The 19,107-nt window shown below is 69.1% G+C and carries 18 protein-coding genes; 11 read left to right on the top strand and 7 right to left on the bottom strand.

Going from position 1 to position 19,107, the window contains the following annotated elements; genetic code table 11:
• Window positions 1-24 precede the first annotated feature (24 nt).
• A complete protein-coding gene (locus tag RBS12_RS14840; protein WP_307966903.1) occupies window positions 25-2,442 on the top strand; it encodes a TIM-barrel domain-containing protein in 2,418 nt (805 codons plus the stop codon).
• Between the two features lie 97 nt (window positions 2,443-2,539).
• Here the strand turns inward: RBS12_RS14840 and RBS12_RS14845 are convergent, their stop codons facing one another.
• Together RBS12_RS14845 and RBS12_RS14850 are read right to left on the bottom strand one after the other, a co-directional pair.
• Entirely contained in the window at window positions 2,540-3,304 is a 765-nt protein-coding gene (locus tag RBS12_RS14845; protein WP_307966904.1) for an SDR family NAD(P)-dependent oxidoreductase, read from the bottom strand.
• Window positions 3,305-3,499: 195 nt separating this feature from the next.
• The gene (locus RBS12_RS14850; RefSeq protein ID WP_307966905.1) at window positions 3,500-3,820 is read right to left on the bottom strand and encodes a carboxymuconolactone decarboxylase family protein; all 321 of its coding nucleotides are present in this window, start codon (window positions 3,818-3,820) and stop codon (window positions 3,500-3,502) included.
• Between the two features lie 182 nt (window positions 3,821-4,002).
• On the opposite strand from RBS12_RS14850, the gene RBS12_RS14855 reads away from it, so the two are divergent.
• The 5 genes from RBS12_RS14855 to RBS12_RS14875 all read left to right on the top strand — a co-directional run bounded on the left by RBS12_RS14855 (window position 4,003) and on the right by RBS12_RS14875 (window position 8,196).
• The gene (locus RBS12_RS14855; RefSeq protein ID WP_307966906.1) at window positions 4,003-4,449 is read left to right on the top strand and encodes a cupin domain-containing protein; all 447 of its coding nucleotides are present in this window, start codon (window positions 4,003-4,005) and stop codon (window positions 4,447-4,449) included.
• A 164-nt stretch (window positions 4,450-4,613) separates the two neighbouring features.
• Window positions 4,614-5,753: an ABC transporter permease gene (locus RBS12_RS14860; protein ID WP_307966907.1), complete on the top strand. Its 1,140-nt coding sequence runs from the start codon at window positions 4,614-4,616 to the stop codon at window positions 5,751-5,753.
• Window positions 5,750-6,478 (top strand): ABC transporter ATP-binding protein, encoded by a 729-nt coding sequence (locus RBS12_RS14865; protein WP_307966908.1) that lies wholly within the window; start codon window positions 5,750-5,752, stop codon window positions 6,476-6,478. Before RBS12_RS14860 ends, RBS12_RS14865 begins: the two co-directional genes overlap by 4 nt.
• Before the next feature lie 80 nt (window positions 6,479-6,558).
• Window positions 6,559-7,650 (top strand): ATP-binding protein, encoded by a 1,092-nt coding sequence (locus RBS12_RS14870; RefSeq protein ID WP_307966909.1) that lies wholly within the window; start codon window positions 6,559-6,561, stop codon window positions 7,648-7,650.
• A gap of 165 nt (window positions 7,651-7,815) precedes the next feature.
• Window positions 7,816-8,196, top strand: coding sequence for a type II toxin-antitoxin system HicB family antitoxin (locus RBS12_RS14875; RefSeq protein WP_307966910.1), 381 nt, complete (start codon window positions 7,816-7,818; stop codon window positions 8,194-8,196).
• 3 nt (window positions 8,197-8,199) lie between these two features.
• Here RBS12_RS14875 and RBS12_RS14880 read toward each other — a convergent pair whose 3' ends face one another.
• From RBS12_RS14880 to RBS12_RS14890, 3 genes are all read right to left on the bottom strand, one after another.
• Window positions 8,200-10,125 (bottom strand): TIM barrel protein, encoded by a 1,926-nt coding sequence (locus RBS12_RS14880; protein WP_307966911.1) that lies wholly within the window; start codon window positions 10,123-10,125, stop codon window positions 8,200-8,202.
• Window positions 10,125-11,024 (bottom strand): shikimate dehydrogenase, encoded by a 900-nt coding sequence (locus RBS12_RS14885; RefSeq protein ID WP_307966912.1) that lies wholly within the window; start codon window positions 11,022-11,024, stop codon window positions 10,125-10,127. The genes RBS12_RS14880 and RBS12_RS14885 overlap by 1 nt, the downstream gene beginning before the upstream one ends.
• Window positions 11,025-11,088: 64 nt before the next feature.
• Window positions 11,089-11,898 (bottom strand): IclR family transcriptional regulator, encoded by an 810-nt coding sequence (locus RBS12_RS14890; RefSeq protein ID WP_307966913.1) that lies wholly within the window; start codon window positions 11,896-11,898, stop codon window positions 11,089-11,091.
• Window positions 11,899-12,060: 162 nt separating this feature from the next.
• On the opposite strand from RBS12_RS14890, the gene RBS12_RS14895 reads away from it, so the two are divergent.
• The 5 genes from RBS12_RS14895 to RBS12_RS14915 all read left to right on the top strand — a co-directional run bounded on the left by RBS12_RS14895 (window position 12,061) and on the right by RBS12_RS14915 (window position 16,670).
• The gene (locus RBS12_RS14895; RefSeq protein ID WP_307966914.1) at window positions 12,061-13,161 is read left to right on the top strand and encodes a Gfo/Idh/MocA family oxidoreductase; all 1,101 of its coding nucleotides are present in this window, start codon (window positions 12,061-12,063) and stop codon (window positions 13,159-13,161) included.
• Between the two features lie 11 nt (window positions 13,162-13,172).
• Window positions 13,173-14,522 carry an MFS transporter gene (locus tag RBS12_RS14900; protein ID WP_307966915.1) on the top strand — a complete coding sequence of 450 codons (1,350 nt, stop codon included), beginning with the start codon at window positions 13,173-13,175 and terminating at the stop codon, window positions 14,520-14,522.
• A 140-nt stretch (window positions 14,523-14,662) separates the two neighbouring features.
• Entirely contained in the window at window positions 14,663-15,352 is a 690-nt protein-coding gene (locus RBS12_RS14905; RefSeq protein WP_307966916.1) for a hypothetical protein, read from the top strand.
• A gap of 54 nt (window positions 15,353-15,406) precedes the next feature.
• Window positions 15,407-16,009 carry a DUF1214 domain-containing protein gene (locus RBS12_RS14910; protein ID WP_307966917.1) on the top strand — a complete coding sequence of 201 codons (603 nt, stop codon included), beginning with the start codon at window positions 15,407-15,409 and terminating at the stop codon, window positions 16,007-16,009.
• A 1-nt stretch (window position 16,010) separates the two neighbouring features.
• Window positions 16,011-16,670 carry a DUF1254 domain-containing protein gene (locus RBS12_RS14915; protein ID WP_307966918.1) on the top strand — a complete coding sequence of 220 codons (660 nt, stop codon included), beginning with the start codon at window positions 16,011-16,013 and terminating at the stop codon, window positions 16,668-16,670.
• A gap of 10 nt (window positions 16,671-16,680) precedes the next feature.
• Here the strand turns inward: RBS12_RS14915 and RBS12_RS14920 are convergent, their stop codons facing one another.
• Both RBS12_RS14920 and RBS12_RS14925 read right to left on the bottom strand, forming a co-directional pair.
• Window positions 16,681-17,307: a class I SAM-dependent methyltransferase gene (locus RBS12_RS14920; protein ID WP_307966919.1), complete on the bottom strand. Its 627-nt coding sequence runs from the start codon at window positions 17,305-17,307 to the stop codon at window positions 16,681-16,683.
• Between the two features lie 146 nt (window positions 17,308-17,453).
• Window positions 17,454-18,425, bottom strand: a complete 972-nt coding sequence (locus tag RBS12_RS14925) for a patatin-like phospholipase family protein (RefSeq protein WP_373886529.1) — start codon at window positions 18,423-18,425, stop codon at window positions 17,454-17,456.
• Window positions 18,426-19,107 lie beyond the last annotated feature (682 nt).

Genomic DNA, 19,107 nt, shown 5'->3' on the forward strand with positions numbered 1-19,107 from the left:
GGCCACGGGAGTAGCGTGGCGCCCGTGAAGTCCTACGAGAACTACCTCCGCTTCACCCGCGTCGACGCGGTCCGCGAAACAGCCTCGGGCCTTCTCGCCGACCTCCACGGGGAGCATCTGCGCCTCGACATCATCCGCGAGGACGTCGTCCGGATCAAGATCAGCCGCGGCGGCGTCTTCGACGAGCAGCCATCGTTCGCCGTCGCCGCGGATCCCCACAGCTTCGGCGCGCACTTCGCGGTCGAGGCGAGCGACGACGTCGTTCGCGTGCGGACCGCACGGCTCGTCGCCTCGCTCTGGCTCGACCCGTTCCGCCTCGAGGTCCACCGACCGGACGGATCCGCCGTCGTCGAAACCGCCCGCGACGAGGACGGGACGTACCACCCGTACGCGACCCTCAACGACGCCTTCACGTTCGCACGGCGGTGCCATCCAGACGACGCCGTGTTCGGGCTCGGCGAAAAGTCCGGGGCGGGGAACCGCAGGGGACGCGAGTTCACGCTGTGGAACACGGACGTCCTCGACCCCTCGGCCACCGGCGAGTTCACCGCCCAGGCAGAGGCCACAGACCCGCGCGCGGACCCGACGAGCGTCGAGTTCGACCCGTACTACGTCTCGATCCCGTTCGCGTACCACCAGGACGCGAGCACGGGGAAGGTCTCGGCGTCGTTCGTCGACAACGGGTACCGCGGCACCTACGACTTCTCGCCAGCAGACTGCTTCCGCGTCCACTTTTCCGGGGGCCAGTACACGGAATACGTCTTCGCCGGCCCGGACATGCCCGGCATCCTCGAGGCGTACACGTGGCTCACGGGCCGCACCCAGCTGCCGCCGATCTGGTCCCTCGGCTACCACCAATGCCGGTGGCACAGGTACACCCAGGCGGACGTCGAGGCGATCGCGGCCCGCCTGCGCCGCGAAGGCCTCCCGTGCGATGCCCTCTGGCTCGACATCGAATACATGGACGGCTACCGGGTCTTCACGTGGGACGGGGAGCGGTTCCCGGACCCCGAGGGCTTCATGGCCCGCCTTGACGCCGAGGGCTATCGCCTCATCAGCATCGTCGACCCGGGCGTCAAGGCGGAGCCGGGCTACGAGGTGTACGACGACGCCGTGCAGCAGGGCGTGCTCTGCCGCACCGAGGGCGGGGACATCTACATCGGTCAGGTGTGGCCCGGGAACACCGCCTTCCCCGACTTCGCGACCGAGGAAGCGCGCGCGTGGTGGGGCGAGCTCAACGCCCACCACGTGCAGTCCGGCCTCGCGGGCATCTGGAACGACATGAACGAGCCCGCGACGGGCGTCATCTCGCCGCTCGGCATGCGCTTCGGCAAGGGCGAGCACTCGCACGAGCGCTTCCACAACCAATACGCCCTGCTCATGGCGATGGGCACAACCCAAGGCCTGCTCTCAGCCATGCCGGACAAGCGAACGTTCATCCTCTCGCGCGCCGGGTCGCCCGGGATCCAGCGCTACGCGGCCAACTGGATGGGCGACAACCTCGCGAATTGGGACCACCTGCGCGTAAGCATTCCGATGGCCACGGGATTCGGGATCTCGGGCCAGGCGTTCGTCGGGGCGGACATCGGCGGCTTCTTCGGCCACACGAACGCCGAGCTGTTCGCCCGCTGGTTCCAGTACGGTGCGCTCACGCCGTTCTGCCGGAACCACTCGAACATCGGAACCCGCGATCAGTATCCATGGTCGTTCGGGCCGGCCGTCCTCGAGATCGTGCGGGACGCGCTCGAGCTGAGGTACCGGCTGCTGCCGTATCTCTACGCGTCCTTCGTCCGGGCGGCCGAAACCGGGGCACCCGTGCAGCGGCCGCTCGTCTTCGACCACCAATACGACCCCATCACCGCCGACATCGACGACGAATACCTCTTCGGCCCCGACCTGCTCGTGGCCCCTGTGCTCGGTCCGGGGATCACGTCGCGGCAGGTCTACCTTCCCGCAGGCCACTGGTACGAGTGGCACAGCGACCGCCTCCACGCGGGCCAGCGTCACGTCGTCGCCGAGACCCCGATGGACCGCATCCCGCTGTACGCGCGCGCCGGCGCGGTCATCCCGATGTGGGCGGAGGCGCCGCCGTCAACGTATGGGTACGCACCGGGTGCCGTCGAGCTCCATGTGTTCGCGCCCGCCGAGGACGGCGCGCACGAATCATTCCTCCAGGAGGACGACGGGCTCACGCTCGCCGCCGCCGACGGGGCCCGAGTGCGCACCGAGTTCGCCGTGTCCCGTGCGGGGCGGCGCGTGACCGTGGACGCGGGCGTCACGGGCGCGGGGTTCCCCGGGTTCGCGCGAGGGGAGTTCGTCGTCGTCCTCCACGGGGCCTCCCCACCAGCGGCGACGGTCGACGGCGTCAAGGTCACCGTGGAGGGCGGCAGGCTCACGATCCGCACCTCGGGGCAGCCGTTCCGGCTCGAGTTCGAGGCCTAGGGTCGGGGCGGGGGCTCGAGCCGCCGGCCGCCGTCCGTTCCAGTACGCGTACTGCACGGTACGCGTCCCTTCGTGTACGCGTGCAGGATGGGACGGGTTAGGGCAGCTCGACGCCCGTGAGCCCGGCCAGCTCCGCAAGAACCGCGTCCTGGAACTCCGGATCGGCGGCCGCAGCGGCGGGTTCGCGACGTCGCCCGTGGTACCAATACCCGCCCGTGACGTCCGCCTCGGGGCCGCCGCCCGCAAGCCAAGCTTGCGTCGCGTGGCCGAGTTCGAGGTCGTCCGGGGCGGAGGGCCCGCCCATCCGGGTGGGCACCCATCCCGGGTCGACGGCGTTGCTGCGCACCTCGGGCCACCTCCGCGCGACCGCGAGGGCGAGCGCAGTCACGTACAGTTTGCTGTCCGAATACGCCTGGTACCCGTCCCACGGCCGCGCCGCCCATTCGACGTCGCGGAGGGACGTGTCCCCGCCGCGGTGCAGCCCGCTGCTGAGGTAGACGAGCCGCGCGGGGCGTCCAATGAGCGCCGTGAGCAGGTACGGCGCGAGCACGTTGACCGCGAGCACGCGGGGATGCCCCTCGGGCGTCGCGTGGCGTCCGGGCTCGGTGTAGACCCCGGCGTTGTGGATGACGGCGTCCATACGCGCCAGCGCGTTGACCTGCTCGGCCACGCCGAGCGTCTCGTCGCGGTGCGATAGATCGCCGACGACGACGCCCGCGGCTCGCGCGGCAAGCTCGCCGAGGCTCGCGGCACGCTCGCGAGTGCGCGCGTGGAGGACGACGTCGTGCCCCTCGCCGAGGAGCGCTTCCGCGGCCCCGCGGCCCAGGCCTTGCGTAGATCCCGTGATGAAGATCCGTGCCATGGAGTCCTCTCTGACAATTGCCCTGAAGCCGCTTGACCGGCGTCGCCCGGGACAAGCAGTCGGCCGGAACCACCGTACCCGCCGGAGGAGCGCAGACGCCCGCTAGCTTGAATTCGGTGCGGTTCCACCGGCCCGTCAGGTGTTGCGAGCGAGTCCGTTGATGCGGGTGACGGCGGCGGTGCCAGTGACGCGCGCCTACCCGGCGAAGACTTCTTTGGCCACGGTGACGGCGGACATCGCCTTGGGCCACCCAGCGTAGAACGCGAGGTGGATGATGGACTCTTTGAGCTCGGTTTCGGTCAGTCCGTTCTCCTTCGCCCGAGCCAGGTGGCCGCGGAGCTGCTCTGTGCTGCCGCTCGTGATAAGGCTCGCCACCGTGATGAGGCTGCGGTCTCTCGGGGAGAGCTCGGGGCGGGCCCATACGTCGCCGAACAGGACGTCGTCGGTGAGGGTAGCGAGCTTCGGGGCGAAGTCTCCGACGAGGCGCTGGGCCGCGGTCTGGTTCGTTTCGCTCATGATGGGAGTCCTTTCGTTGGTCGTGCGATCACCCGCTTTCAGCACACCACTTCGGACCGCGTTCGAGAACGCACTGCCATGACAGGTAAAGCCAGAACCTCCTCGACGGCACCCACCGTGGCTTAGCCTCTCCCACAGGCCTGCCCATTGCGCCGCACCCGCCCACCGAAGGAGATCCCAGCATGAACATCCAGCCGAAGCAGCCCTCGGCCAGAGCCACCCCGGACCGCTTCACCGGGAGTGTCTGGGTCGACTCGATCGCTGCGCCGCAGGAAGACGGCCAGCGGATGATCGTCGCAAAAGTGCGCTTCTCGCCCGGAGCCCGCACGGCGTGGCATTCGCATGCCCGCGGCCAGACCCTCCACGTCACCGAAGGTGTGGCGCTCATGCAGTCCCGAGCCGGGGAGATCATCGAGGTCCACCCCGGTCAGACGATCTACACTCCTGCCGGCGAAGAGCACTGGCACGGCGCGACGCCCGACGATTTCATGGAGCACCTGGCCATGCTCGAGCAGGGGGACGACCCGACGTCGACCACGACATGGCTCGAGCACGTTACCGACGACGAGTACCGGCGACCGCCGGCCGCATGCTCCCCGGAACCGCCTGCCGCGAAGCAGACCGACTAGAGCGCGAATATCACTTGAGCTCTCGACGGACCCAGGGGCAACTCGCTCTGAACGGCGTGATGCTGCACGGCTTTTGACTCGCGACTCCATTTGAAGACATACTGTCGTTAAGTTGCTGACGATCTGTCAGCACGATATCGACAGATTGTCTCCAAGGGGGTCCCATGTTCTTAGCACTCCGCGAACTGAGCTTTGCCCGAGGGCGATTCGCCCTCATGGGCGCCGTGATCTCGCTCATCGCACTGCTCGTCGTCCTGCTGTCGGGGCTCGCGGTGGGCCTCACGAACGACGGCGTATCCGGCCTGCGCTCGATGCCCGCCACGAGCTTCGCCTTCAGCAAGGGCACGATCACCGACAACGCGTTCAGCCGATCGCTCGTCGACCCCCAGGAGCTCGCCGCATGGAAGGATGCGCCGGGCATCGCCTCGGCCGCGCCCCTGGGAGTGAGCTCGGTCCACGGCACAGCCAACGGGCAGCAGATTGACCTGACGCTCTTCGGCGTCGAGCCGTCAAGCTTCCTTTCCCCCGCCGTCTCACGCGGCGAGAGACTGTCCGGGCCGGCCGGGATCGTCGTCTCGGAGACGGCACGGGCGAAAGGGCTCGAACTCGGAAGCACCGTCACGCTCGACCGCATCGGCGTCGAGCTGACCGTCGTCGGCTTTACAAAGGGCCAGGCGACCTTCGGCCACGTCAACGTCGCCTACGTTCCCCTCGCCACGTGGCGCCTCATCGCGTCCGGCACCGCCAAGCCTGGCCCGCCGACACAAGCCCACGTCGACGCCGTCGCGTATCGCTACGCGAGCGCCGTAGCGGTCCAGGCCGCTGCGGGCGCGGCGCCGGACCTCGCGGCGATCGACGCGCGGGCCGGAACCGTCTCGATGACCAAGGCCCAGGCGTTCAACGCCTCGCCCGGCTATCAGCCCGAGACGCTCACACTCACGATGATCCAGGTGTTCCTGTACGCGATCAGCTCGCTCGTCGTCGGCGCGTTCTTCACGGTGTGGACCATCCAGCGAAAGCACGAGCTCGCCGTCCTGCGCGCGATCGGCGCCTCGGCCGGCTACCTCCTGCGGGACGGCCTCGCGCAGGCCGCGATCCTGCTCGGTGCGTTCACAGCGCTGGGCGTGGGGGCCGCCGTCGCCCTCGGGGCCCTCATGCCCTCAACGGCCCCCTTCAGCCTCGAGCCGGCGCCCGTCGCCGTCGCAACCGTCCTGACGATCGGACTCGGCCTCGCGGGCGCCGCCGTCGCCATCCTGCGCATCTCCCGCGTCGATCCCCTCACAGCCCTCGGAGGAAACCGATGAACGTCAATCCCGCTCCGTCGACCCTAGCCCAGTCCACCCGTGCCCAGCCTGCCCCCGCACTCGACCTGACCGACGTCGTCCTCGACCTCGGCGATGGAGAGGCGAGCGTCCGCGCCCTCGACTCCGTCTCGCTCCGCATCGAGCCGGGCGAGTTCGCCGCCGTCGTCGGCCCCTCCGGCTCGGGGAAGTCCTCGCTGCTCGCCGTCGCGGGGCTTCTTTCCGCCCCGACGTCGGGCTCGGTGCGCGTCCACGGAACGGAGGTCTCGGGGCTCGGGCCCGGAGCGGCGGCCCGCTTCCGGCTCGAGAACATCGGCTTCGTCTTCCAGTCGGGCAACCTCATCCCGGCCCTGACCGCGGCAGACCAGCTCCGCCTCGCGGCACGCCTCGCCGGGAACCGCCGCCTGGATCCCGAGCCGCTCCTCCGCGCTGTCGGGATGGAACGGCGCGCAGGCCATCGGCCCGAGCAGCTGAGCGGCGGCGAACGCCAGCGGGTCGGGATCGCGCGGGCGCTCGTCAACAGGCCGCCGCTGCTCCTCGTCGACGAGCCGACCGCCGCGCTCGACCGGCGGCGCAGCGCGGAAGTTGTGGGGCTCCTCGCCGAGCAGGCCGCGCGTTTCGGCGTCGCGGTGCTCATGGTCACGCACGATCACGACGTACTCGGCCATTGCGACCGTATCCTCGAGATGGTGGACGGTCGCCTTGCGGAGGCTGCCGCGGTGGCCTAGGAGCGCGATGTCCGCACGGGTTAGGATGGGTGCAGATTAACCAGATTAACCAGATTCACCGAGATTCACCGGGAGGACCCGTGCAGAATCCGTTCCGACCCACCGCGGGCGCCACCCCGCCGGTCATCGTGAGCCGCAACGGCGTCCTCAGCGAATTCGAATACGGCCTCACCATCAGATCCGGCGCCCCCGGCCTCCTCACGATCTTCACGGGCGCCCGCGGCATTGGCAAGACTGTCATGCTGAGCGCTGCCGAAGACGCGGCCCAGGCGCAGGGTTGGCTCGTGATCTCGGAGACCGCCACTGCCGGGTTCATGGCCCGCATCGGCGAGGCGATGCGGCGCGCGTTCGGCGAGCTCGGCGAACGGCCGGGCGGCCGCCGGATCACCGGCGTCACCCTGGCCGGCTTCGGGGTGACGACCCAGCTCGCCCCCGAGGAGCAGGTCGGCTGGCGGGAAGCGGGCGAGAAGCTTCTCGGCGCCCTCGACAGCCACGGAACCGGCCTCGCGATCACTGTCGACGAGGTGCACGCCGCCGACCGCGGGGAGATCGCCGCACTCGCAGCGAACGTCCAGCACTTCATCCGCGAGGGGCTGCCCATCGCGCTCGTGTTTGCCGGGCTGCCTGCGGCGGTGTCCGACCTCCTCAACGAAGGCGTCGCCACCTTCCTGCGCCGCGCCGACCGCATCGACCTGCACGCGGCTTCCATCGATGAGACCGCCGATTCCTACACCAAGCTCTTCGCGCAGGGCGGCCACGACCTCGCCCCCGAACTGGCCCGGACGGCGGCCGACGCGACCGGCGGCTATCCATTCCTCATCCAGCTCGTCGGCTACAGCCTGTGGCAGGAGGCCGAGGCCGGACCCCTCACCTCGGAGGCTGTGAACCGAGCGATCGCGGCAGCCCGCCGTCGTAACGAGCGCACCGTGATCGAGGCCGCGCTCTCCACCGCAAGCGCGCGGGACATGGACTTCCTGTCCGCGATGGCCGACGACGACGCCACCTCCGAAGCGGGCGAGATCGGCCGGCGCATGGCAGCCAGCCCGAGCCTCGTGGGCAAGTATCGGGCACGGCTCATCGACGCCGGTCTTATCGAACAGGCTGGCTACGGGAAGGTCGAGTTCGCGATCCCGGGGCTTCGGGAATACCTGCGCTCCCACGTCATCCGCTGAGCGATAACTCCTCCACAAGGGGGCGAGTCCGCGCTCTGGACCCGCCACAAAGGCCGCATCACCGTTGTCATCCACATACGTCTAGACGTGGGTTGACATGCTTGTCTAGTGGTCCATAGACGCATAGCATGATGGTGAAGCGACGAGACCAGGGGAGGACATCAAGTGAAGCTCTCGGCGAAGGTCCACCGGGATGGGCGCTTCTGGTACGTGTCCGTGCCCGAGATTCCCGGACTGATCACGCAAGGCCGGACGCTCTCGGAGGTGCGCGAGATGGTGCTCGATCAGGCCAGCGCGCGAACTGGTCGCCCTGAGGCCGAGTTCGAGGTCGAACTCGATATCGATGAGCCGGAGGCGATGCGGGCCATCCACCATGCCGACCAACTCGCCAAAGAGGCCGACGCGCTTCGGCAGGAGTCCGCCGAGGAGCGGCGGAACGCCGCTCGGATCCTTCAGGCGAAGGGCCTCACGGTCCGTGAAATCGGAGCCGTTCTACATGTATCGCACCAGCGGGCGGCCCAGCTGCTCACGGTGCCATCCCCCTAACGCCTACTGCGCCCGCTGCGCTGCGTGCTGGACTGCGTGCCGCACGGGCGCGTTCGGGGCTCCGAAGCCGTCGTAGCCGCCGATCCGCTGCACGACCTCGAAGAACACGCTCCCGACCGTCTCCGTGTAGAAATGCAGGAATTCGCCGCCTGCGTCCCGGTCGTACAGCAGGTCGAGCTCGCGCAGAGTCGCGAGAAACTCGGGTTCGAGGCCGTACCGCGCGTCGAGATCCTCGTAGTAGTTCTCCGGTATCGGGAGAAAGCGCAGACCCCGCGCACGGCACGCTCGCGCGGTCTCGACGAGGTCAGGGACGGCAACGGCGATGTGCTCTTGGAACGTGTCCCGGACCGTCCCGCGCACCTCGTCGGCCTGAACCCACGGAGCGAGGTTGAGCGCGAGCCTGACTGCGCGCTCACCGCGGACAAGCTCAGTCTGCATCACCTGCGAGCGCACGAGGCCGGTGGGGCTCGAGACATCCTGCGAGGGCTGCGGGGTCAGCGCGAGCACCGACGAGTAGAACAGCACAGCTTCGTCGTAGTGCTGCCACGGCTGGGCGAGGTTGATGTGGTCGATCCGCGCCACGTGGCGGCCTGGCCCGCCCGACTCGCCGACGGCTTCACCTCCGTCCGACCCGAATTCTCGGGTCCAGGCGGCATCCTGGCACAGGAACACCTCGGTGCCGTCCGGCGCCTGGACCGCTTGGAGCACCTCCTCGTTGGCCTGAGAGGTCCGCGGCACGGCTGCTGCCTTGAGCTGCACCGCGCGGGCGACGGCGGAAACCGCGTTCTCGACGTCGAAGCCGAGCGCCGAAATCGCCGGGGCGACGCCGCGGGCCTGCTGTCGGTTGAGGATGATCCGCGCGTCGCCGAGCGTCCACAGGCTCACCGGCTTCGTGCGATGCTCGCCGCGCGCCTCGAAGCCGAGCTGGCCGAGGAGCCGCTCGAGCGCGCGCATGCTCGGCGCCGCATCGTCGGCCTTGATCTCGGCGAAGTTGAGGCCCGACGGCGGCGCGACCTGCGGAAGCGTCGTGAGAGGCATCGCGTAGGCGCGGGACGCCGCGGCAAGCCGAGCGGGCGTAGGAGGTGCTGCGGGAAACTCCGCGCCCGACGTCGCGAGATGCTGAGCTGTGCGCTCCTCGAGCCAGATGAGTGAGCGCATCGCGTCGACGGCGGTGCGTTCGACGTCGGACTGCCGGAACGTGTCGTTGAAGACCTCAAGGGACACGGGACCGTTGTAGCCCGTGCGTGCTACATGGCCGAGGAACTTGGGCAGATCGAACTGCCCCTCGCCCGGGAACACGCGGTAGTGGCGGCTCCAGCTGAGCACGTCCATCGAAAGCTTGGGCGCGTCCGCGACCTGCACGAAGAAGATCTTCTCGCCCGGGATCCGCTCGATCGGCTCGGTGTCCCAGCCGCGGGAAAGGATGTGGAAGGTGTCGAGGCAGGTTCCGAGGTTCGGGTGGTCGGCGTCGGCCACGAGCCGCCACGCGTGCTCGAAGTCGTTGACGTACGTGCCCCACGCGAGCGCCTCGTACGCGACCTTGACCCCGTGGTCGGCGGCGAGCTCCGCGAGGCCGCGGAGCTGCTCGGCGCGCAGGGCATCGTCATCGATGGATGCCGTCGCCACATTGCTGCACACGAGGATCGTGTCGATCCCGAGGCGGCCCATGAGCTTGAACTTGGCCTCGGCGCGGCGCAAGTTCGCACGGTAGACCTCATCCGGCACCGAGTCGAGGTCGCGGAACGGCTGGTAGAGGTCGAGGCTCAGTCCGAGGCCGTCGGCGAGCCGCCGGACGTCCTCGGGGCTGAGCGGAGAGGTCACGAGATCCGCCTCGAAGATCTCGACGCCGCCGAACCCCGCCTTCGCTGCGGCACGGAGCTTCTCTTCGAGCGTCCCGGAGAGGCAGACGGTCGCGATCCCGGTACGCATCAGAGGGCACCCGCCTCGGCGAGCGCCGCTTCGGACTCGACGAGTTCGAGGAAGTGCGCGCGCATCCGTTCGGCGTCCGGCTCGATCCCCGTGAAGATCCGGAACGCGTCGACGGCCTGGCCCACGGCCATGCGCCCGCCGTCGAGCACGCGGCACCCGGCCGCGCGGGCGTCGCGGACGAGCTGCGTCTCAATCGGCCGGTACACGATGTCCGCGACCCACTGCCGCGCGTCGAGCAACGACGTGTCGAACGGGGCGCCCGGGTGCGCGGCCATCCCCACCGGGGTGCAATGGACGACGCCGTCCGCGGCCTCGAGCAGCGAGGCGAGCTCCGCCGTCGTGCGCCCCTCGACGGACGCGTCCGGGAAGAGCGAGGCGAGTTCGGCGGCGCGGTCCGCCGCGCGCGCGTCGTCGACGTCGACGATGCTGAGGTGCCTGACGCCGGCCGTGAGGAGTGCGTAGGCGACGGCGGAGCCCGCGCCGCCGGCCCCGAGCTGGACGACGCGGCCCAGCTCGGCGCCGGGGAGGCCAGAACGGAAGGCGTGGAGGAAGCCGGACCAGTCGGTATTGTGGCCGACCGTCGTGCCGTCGGGCCGGATGACGACAGTGTTGACGGCGCCGAGGCGGGCGGCGTCGTCGTCGATCTCGTCGAGGTGCTCGAGGACGAGCTGCTTGCACGGATGCGTGATGTTGAGGCCGTTGAAGCCGAGGAGACGCGCCGCGCGGAGGAGGTCGCCCACGCTCTGCGCCGGGAGGCCGAGGGTGAGGAGGTCGATCGGCCGGTACAGGTACAGCAGTTCGCGGGCCTCACCCTCGCGCTCGTGCATGGGCGGGGTGAGGGACGGGGTGACGCCGTCGCCGATCAGTCCGATCAGGTACGACTCATGGGGCAGGCTCAAGGGGGGTCCTTTTGGGGGTGTGGGCGGCGGGGTGGGCGCGGGTGGCGGGGCGGGAGTAGCCGAGTCAGCGGCGGGGCAGGCGGGCCGCGAGCTCCCCGGCGGCCTCGCGCAGGGCGGGAAGCTGGTCGACGAGCTCGTCGAGGGTCATGCGGACGGTCGGTGCGGAGCATGCGATCGCGGCGATCGCATGGCCGTCGCTGTCGAGGACCGGCACGGCGACTGCGCGCATGCCCACCTCGTTCTCCTCGTCCATGAGGGCGTACCCCTGGGTGCGGACGCGCTCGATCTCGGCCCGGAACTCGTTGCGGTCCGTGATCGACTTCGGCGCGACGGGCTCGAGTTCGAGGGTCTCGACGAGCCGCTCGCGCTCGTCCTCCGCAGCGAACGCCACGAGCGCCTTGCCCACGGCCGAGCAGTGCAGATGCCCGCGATAGCCGGGATCGCTCGTGACGCGAAAGGCCTTCGGGCCGTCGACCTTCGCGACCGTGAGGAAGCGGTCCTCGTCCGCGACGGCGAGGATGCTCGCCTCTTGGGTCTTCTCCGTGAGCCGCGTGAGCACCGGGTTGGCCGTGCCCGCGTAGCCGAGGCTGTTGGACACGTAGAGGCCGAGCTGGAAGACGCGCAGCCCGAGGCTGTACTTCTTCCCCTCGGGCTCGAAGTCCACGAACCCGGCACGCTGGAGCGACTGCAGGAGCCGGTAGGCCGTGCTGAACGGCAGATCCGCGCGGCGCGAGAGGTCCGCCGCCGTCGTGGCGCCCGGGTCGTCGCCCAGCATGACGAGCAGGCTCAGGGCCTTGCCGACCATGTCTGACTTTGCGGTGCCCGACTTGCCTGGCTTCTCGGCCGACGTCTCATCCGCGGTGATCGAGGTCATACGTCGATAGTGCCACAGTTCCCACATTGTGGCAACGCTCACCAGATGGTGGAAATAATTCTTGACTTGTGAGCCACGGCACAGGATCATCGTTTGTATCGCGAAAGCGACTTCCACGATGCGGTTACGTTTCGGAATCCGCACCGACCACAAGCAGGAGCCATGACCACACGACGCTGTGTACGGATCGCCGTTGCCGGGTCCGGTCTGATCGGCCAGGAGCACATCGGCCGGATCGCCGGCAACCCGGAGACTCAGCTCTGCGCCGTCGTCGACCCTGCCCCCGCGGCCCGCGACGTCGCCGATCGGCATGGCGTTCCCCTCTTCGGGAGCCTTGCCGAGCTCTTCGCGGACCAGCGCCCCGACGGCGTGATCCTCGCGACTCCCAACCGCTTCCATGTGTCCGGCGGACTCGAGTGCGTCGCTGCCGGCGTCCCCGTCCTCGTCGAGAAGCCCATCGCCGAAACGGCCGACGACGCCGACCGGCTCGTCGCTGCTGCCGAGGCCGCGGGCGTCCCCCTCCTCGTGGGACACCATCGACGGCACAGCCCCCTGCTCGCGGAGGCGTCCCGCATCATCGGCGACGGCGCGCTGGGGGCGATCGTCGCCGTCGTCGGCACCGCGCTCTTCCGCAAGCCCGACGACTATTTCGACGCCGGTCCATGGCGGGCGCAGCCCGGCGGCGGGCCGATGCTCATCAACCTCATCCACGAGGTCGATGGCCTGCGGGCGCTGTGCGGCGAGATCGTGCGGGTGCAGGCCGTCGCGTCGAACGCGGCACGCGGCTTCGCCGTCGAGGACACGGCCGCAATCACGCTCGCGTTCGCGAACGGCGCGCTCGGCACCTTCATGCTCTCCGACGCCGCGGCCGCCACGGCCTCGTGGGAGCAGACGTCGCGCGAGAACCCCGCATACGCGCACGCCGACGGCGAGGACTGCTACCTCATCGCCGGAACGCACGGCTCGCTCGGCATCCCGACCATGCGCCTCCGCACCTATGCCGGAACGGCCTCGTGGTGGGAGCCGTTCGAAAGCCGCACCGCCGTCGTCGAGCGCCACGACCCGCTCGCCGCACAGCTCGCGCATTTCGCCGCCGTCGTCCGCGGCGAGGCCGAGCCGCTCGTCACCGGACGGGACGGTCTCCAGTCCCTCCGCGTGGTCGAGGCCATCCTCGAGGCCGCCCGGACGGGCGGCGCCGTGGAAGTCGGCCTCTCACCCGCCCCTCCCGCCCTACCCGCACCCGCTGCATCGACGCAGAACTAGAAGGAAGCATCATGAGCACAGCAACACCCGCTGCCCCGAAGAAGACCCCGGTCCGCGCCGCGCTCGCGAGCTGGGTAGGAAGCGCCCTCGAGTACTACGACTTCTTCATCTACGGCACCGCCGCCGCCCTCGTCTTCAACAAGATCTTCTTCCCGAACGCGGCCCCCGGCGTCGACGTCCTGCTTTCGATGGCGACGTTCGGCGTCGGCTACGTCGCACGGCCCATCGGCGCGTTCTTCATGGGCCACTGGGGAGACAAGTTTGGCCGCAAGAACGTGCTCATCGGCACCGTCCTGCTCATGGGCGTCTCGACGTTCCTCGTCGGCTGCCTCCCGACGTACGGCCAGATCGGCGTGTGGGCGCCGATCCTCCTCGTGACGCTGCGCCTCCTCCAGGGCTTCTCCGCCTCGGGCGAGCAGTCGGGCGGCACGTCGATGTCCCTCGAGCACTCGCCCGACAACCGCCGCGGCTACTTCACGAGCTTCACGCTCTCCGGCACGCAGTTCGGCCAGGTCATCGCGGCCGCCGCGTTCATCCCCGTCTCTGCCCTCCCGGGCGACCAGCTGCTCACGTGGGGCTGGCGCGTTCCGTTCTGGCTCTCGGCCCTCGTGGTCATCGCAGGCCTCGTGATCCGCGCCCGCCTCACCGAGACGCCCGTGTTCAAGGAGGAGTCCGCCTCCAACGAGGTCGCCCCCGCCCCGCTCAAGGTCCTGTTCCGCCACCACTGGAAGTCCGTCATCCGCGTCGCGCTGTGCGCGCTCGTCTCGACCGTGTCGACGATCTACGGGGTCTACGCGCTCGCCTTCGCGACCACGACCGTTCACCTCGACAAGGGCACCATGCTCTGGGTCGGCGTCACGACCAACCTGCTCTCGCTCGTGACGATCCCCCTGTGGGCGATGCTCGCGGACAAGATCGGCCGCAAGCCCGTCTTCATCCTCGGCGCGCTCGGCTCCGGCGCGGCGATGTTCCTCTACATGCCCGCGATCGTGAGCGGGAACTTCGCGGCGATCTTCGGCGTCGCGATCCTCATGTCCGGCATCCTCTACATGGCGCAGAACGGGATCTTCCCGGCGTTCTACTCCGAAATGTTCCCCACGAAGGTCCGCCTCTCTGGCATGGCGATCGGCACGCAGGTGGGCTTCGCCCTCGCGGGCTTCGCGCCGACCATCACCGCGGCGATCGCGGGCACCGGCGTGAACGGGTGGGTTCCCGTCGCGTGGTACACCGTGATTTCGACCGTCCTTGCCGCGGCCGCCGCGCTGACCGCGAAGGAGACCGCGCACAAGACGCTCGCGCAGATCGACGCCGAGGCTGAGAGCGCGTCCTCGCCGCGCGCGGAGACCGCGCCCATCGGCTGAGCGCCTCCGTCGCGACGGGGCTTCGGGCCCCCTCGAACGAAGGTCCCCGCGGGTTTCGCCGCGGGGACCTTCGCGCTTCCAGGGCGACACGGTTTGTGACAACTGCGTGCGTGGGCGGCTCGCCTACGCTGAGGGACATCATGACCTTCGCAAAGCGCCTCATTGTCATCCTCATCGTCTGCGCCGTCATCGCCGTCGCCCTCGCCGCCGGGCTCTCGGGCCTCGCCCGGGCCACGGTTGCGGGAGCACCGCCGTCGACCGCTCCCTCAGCCGAACCCGGTGCCGGCCCCATCGTCGCCGCGGGGCACGGATGGACTGACAAGGGGCTCGACGGACCCATGCCCGCCCCCGGCTCGTGCCACCTGCGATGGACTCCAACGCACGAGCCGCTCCCCGATTCCGCCTGCACGCCCGGCGCGATCGACGCCGCGGTGACGCAGGACAATCTCGGTTCGACCGTGTGCCGCAGCGGGGGCTACACGTCGAGTGTGCGGCCGCCCGCCGGCATCACCGACCGGGCGAAGACGCAGATCATGGCCGCGTACGGGATCCCCGCCTCGGACGCGTCGAAGTACGAGCTCGACCACCTCGTGCCGCTCGCCGACGGCGGTGCCTCCGACGTGCGGAACCTTTGGCCCGAGCCGAACATCTTCGCCTCGGAGCAGCACTCGAAGTCGGCGTTCGTGCACAACGACAAGGACCAGGTCGAACAGGATGCCTTCGCCGCGCTGTGCGCGGGCAAGGCGACGCTCGACGGCGTGCAGAAGACGATGGCCAACGACTGGACGGCTGGGCGGTACGCGGCGGGGACCGGCGGGGACGGGAACTAGGCGCTCGTGCGCCGGAGGCTGTACGCCCCGCGGGGGTGGAGCTAGTGTGCGGACATGGCAAGCATCCTCGCGTGGGTCGCACAATCCGGTGTCCTGCAAGGAATCATCATCGGCGGCACGCTCGCATTCCTCACGGCAGTTCTCATCATGAACGCTGTGGCGAGGGCGGTGACAAAGACGAACAATGGGTGGAGGGTCATTCGCCAGTGCGGCCAGCCCGCGAACGGAGTCTTGGTGCGGGCCGCCTGCGCCAAAGCCCTGCCCGTCGTCAACGTGTTCGAAGAGGCCGCGTACTGGACGACGGCGACGGATGGCTCTGGGCAGACGCTCGCCGGCCGTCATGAGTACATCCTGCGTTTTCCAGCCGGGCAGCTGCCCCCGAATGACGCCTTCTGGTCGCTCACGTTGACCGACGTCGTCGGATACATGGTGAACAATCCGATCAACCGCTCAAGCATTGACGATCGTTCAAGCCTCGTGAAGAACGCCGACGGTTCGGTCGATATCTACCTGCAACACAATGCTCCGCCGGGACATGGGCAGAACTGGCTGCCGTCGCCTCCCGGCAAATTCAAGCTCATGCTCCGCGTGTATCTGCCCGGCGCGGCAATTCTCAATGACACGTACCGAGTGCCGCACGTCGTGAGGACCACGTGAGATGAATCGCCTGATCTTGAAATACGGATATCCCCTGACAATCGTCATACTCGCAATATTCGCCTGGGTCGTCTACCAGCGGGTCTCGCGCGGATGGAGCGAGGTCATCCCGCTCGCCGTGGCGGCAGGCATCGTCTGGGTGGTGGGCGCGCCGGCCTTCATTTACGTCTGGCCGCGGCTCACGGTAAACGGCTTCAAAAAGGCAATTCTCAAGCATGGACTCGGTGGTGGCCCGATCCCCGTCAATACGCTGTACGCCGCGCCCATGACATCTTCCGCGTCGGCGCCGCGCGGGAGCCTCTTGGCTACCGGAACCGACCACTTGCTCTACCTCGGCGGCTGGCTCGACTTGAAGGCGGGACCGCAGGTCCTGCACGTGCCCGACATGGCAGGCCGGTATTACAGCGTGCAGTTCACCGATCCTTCAAGTAGCGCCAATTTTGCCTACGTCGGAAAGCGCACGACTGGAACCAAGGCCGGCGACTATCTCCTCACCGGGCCAGACTGGAAGGGAAACGTGCCGGACGGCACGAGACGGATTTCTTCGCCAAACCACGCCGTGCTCGTCGTCGGCCGTGTATTCGTCGAGGGCGAAAGCGATCTGCCCATCGCGTACGGGCTCGCGAAGGAAATACGACTCGTCCCGCTCGGCCGTCAGTAGCCCTCGACTCCTACGCGCCCGCTTTCGTCGCGGTTCCCAGGAAGCCGTGACGCTGATGCTTGGGGGCGTTGATGTCGAGGTATCCGGCATCGAGCTCGTCCATCCGGAAGCCGGCGTCCGTGACCAGCCGGTCGATCTGCCGGGTGAGGTGGCAGTTGCCGGCGAGCCTTGCATTCAGGGGTTCGAGGATGCCCTGCCACCGTGCGACGGACGCTTCGGGGGAGATGCCGTGTTCGAGGAAATGGAAGGTTCCCCCTGGCTTGAGGACGCGGCGTACCTCAGCCAGCGCGCGGGACGGATCGGGAATAGTGCAGAGGGTGAAGGTCGAGAGGACCGCGTCGACGCTATCATCGTCGAGGTCGAGCCTCTGGCCGTCGAGACCTCCTCGTGCGACCGGGATCCGGCTCGCGGCGCGTCGCGGCGCGGAGAGATCCCATGCAAGGTCGGATGGCTCGACGGCCAGAATCCGCGTGACGCCCTTCGGGTAGTGCTCGATGTTCAGGCCGCTGCCGAACCCGAGCTCCGCGACCAATCCGTGCAACCCGGAGCAGGCGCGCACCCGATACGGCACCAGATCAGAGTGCCGCAGGGAGACGTCGTTCATGCGCGGAACAACGCGTTCGGTCCACCATCCCATATCGGGGAACGTACCCCAGGAGCGAGGCAGAGTCGAGGGGAGCTGCTCGATTCGCACGCGCCTCGCTCTGGGCACATCCTGCGCGCCTCACCCCCACCGAATGTCCGAAGAGCCCATGATTGCCTGGAGCCGACTGGTTTCGGGCGTCACCGCCAGATTTTGGCAAGCTGCTCCGCGAGGGCTCTGCCCTGGTCGTATCCTCCTCGGGCGGCTTGCCGGCGCGTTGACGGATCCAACGCGTTGGCGCCGAAGACGTCACCGGCGCCGGCGTCCGGAAAGACAGTCTCGACCTTGCTGCCCCCTGCGCGCAGTTCGTCGACCTGGGCTGCGAGGTCCATGCCCCATTCGAGCGGCATCCGCGTCCTCCCGCTGAATGGCGACAGCACGAGCACCACGCCGTATCCGGCTGCAAGGTCGGCGTTCTCGCTGCGTCGATAGCCACCATTGATGTAGCGGTTCTCACCGATGCGGTAGGGAGTCATCGCCGAGGTGCTGGCGGCGACGGCGTCCACCATACCGATTCCGCTGTGGCGGTCGAGCACGACCGGTTCCCCGGTGTCCGCATTGACAGCCGCGATCAGCACAGCCCGTTGGGGCCAGTGGTGGCTGGGAAGCCGAGCCGCGACGACGTCACGCCACCGCGCCCCGTTCTCGCCGTCGGAAGCGTCCATTTCGAGCGCCGCGGCGCCCATCCGGCGGCGCATGTCGGACGCATCTTCGGCAGAAGCGATGATCCCGTCGGACCACTCCAGGTAGCTCGACCCCGAGAAACTCGGAGCGCGTCGCCTGTCCGTTCCGGCGGCGCCGGCCCGCGGCTGAGGGGCCTCGGCGAGGATGGCGGCATACAGTTCGGCCGGCCGTGTCCCGCTGGTGATCTGAGCAGCTACCGTCGATCCGGCCGACGTCCCAACGATGAGATCAGCCTCGGTGAGATCAACTCCGCGGTCGAACAGGCCGGCGATGAGGCCGAGCTCCCAGGCATTGCCTGCCGCCCCCGCGCCGGCGAGCACGAGGGCCCGTTTGGTCGAGTTGTCTGTTAGTTGTGTGGTGTCGTCAACCTGCCGGCCCGGCAGGGGCCAATTCCCGTGGCCGGGCGTTGACGAAGGTGTTGTGTTCATGGGGGTCGCCTTTCGCGAATTGCCTGTCGGGCGCTCCCAGTGGCGACTGCCTCAGTCGCGCGATCGTGCCTGCAGGGGAGCACCCATAACGGATACTGCGCACATGGGTCTCACCTCCTGACGTTGGATCACGATCACGGGAATAATCGCACACCGGCAACGCGGCCCGCAATCGGCATCGGGCCGGTTGCCGTGTCGCCGTCGAACGCGCCGCCGACGCTAACGTGTGCCCCGAGCACCAGTACCGGAGTCGCCGGTCCCCGCCCCGGTTCCCTTCCCGCCAGTGCCGGCGCCAGTCCCGGTCCCGCCAGTGCCGGTCCCACCAGTCCCCGCACCCGTCCCGGTCCCACCGGTCCCCGCACCGGTCCCCTTCCCGCCAGTGCCGGCGCCAGTACCGGAGTCGCCGGTCCCCGCCCCGGTTCCCTTCCCGCCAGTGCCGGCGCCAGTCCCGGACCCACCGGTCCCCGCACCCGTCCCGGTCCCGCCAGTGCCGGCGCCGGTCCCTTTCCCGCCAGTGCCGGCGCCAGTCCCGGACCCACCGGTCCCCGCACCCGTCCCAGTCCTACCAGTGCCGGCGCCAGTCCCAGACCCACCGGTCCCCGCACCCGTCCCGGACCCGCCAGTCCCCGCCCCCGTCCCATTCCCCCCAGTCCCCGCGCCCGTCCCGGACCCGCCGGTCCCC

It is taken from the genome of Sinomonas sp. ASV322, from assembly GCF_030908245.1.
GTDB lineage: Bacteria > Actinomycetota > Actinomycetes > Actinomycetales > Micrococcaceae > Sinomonas.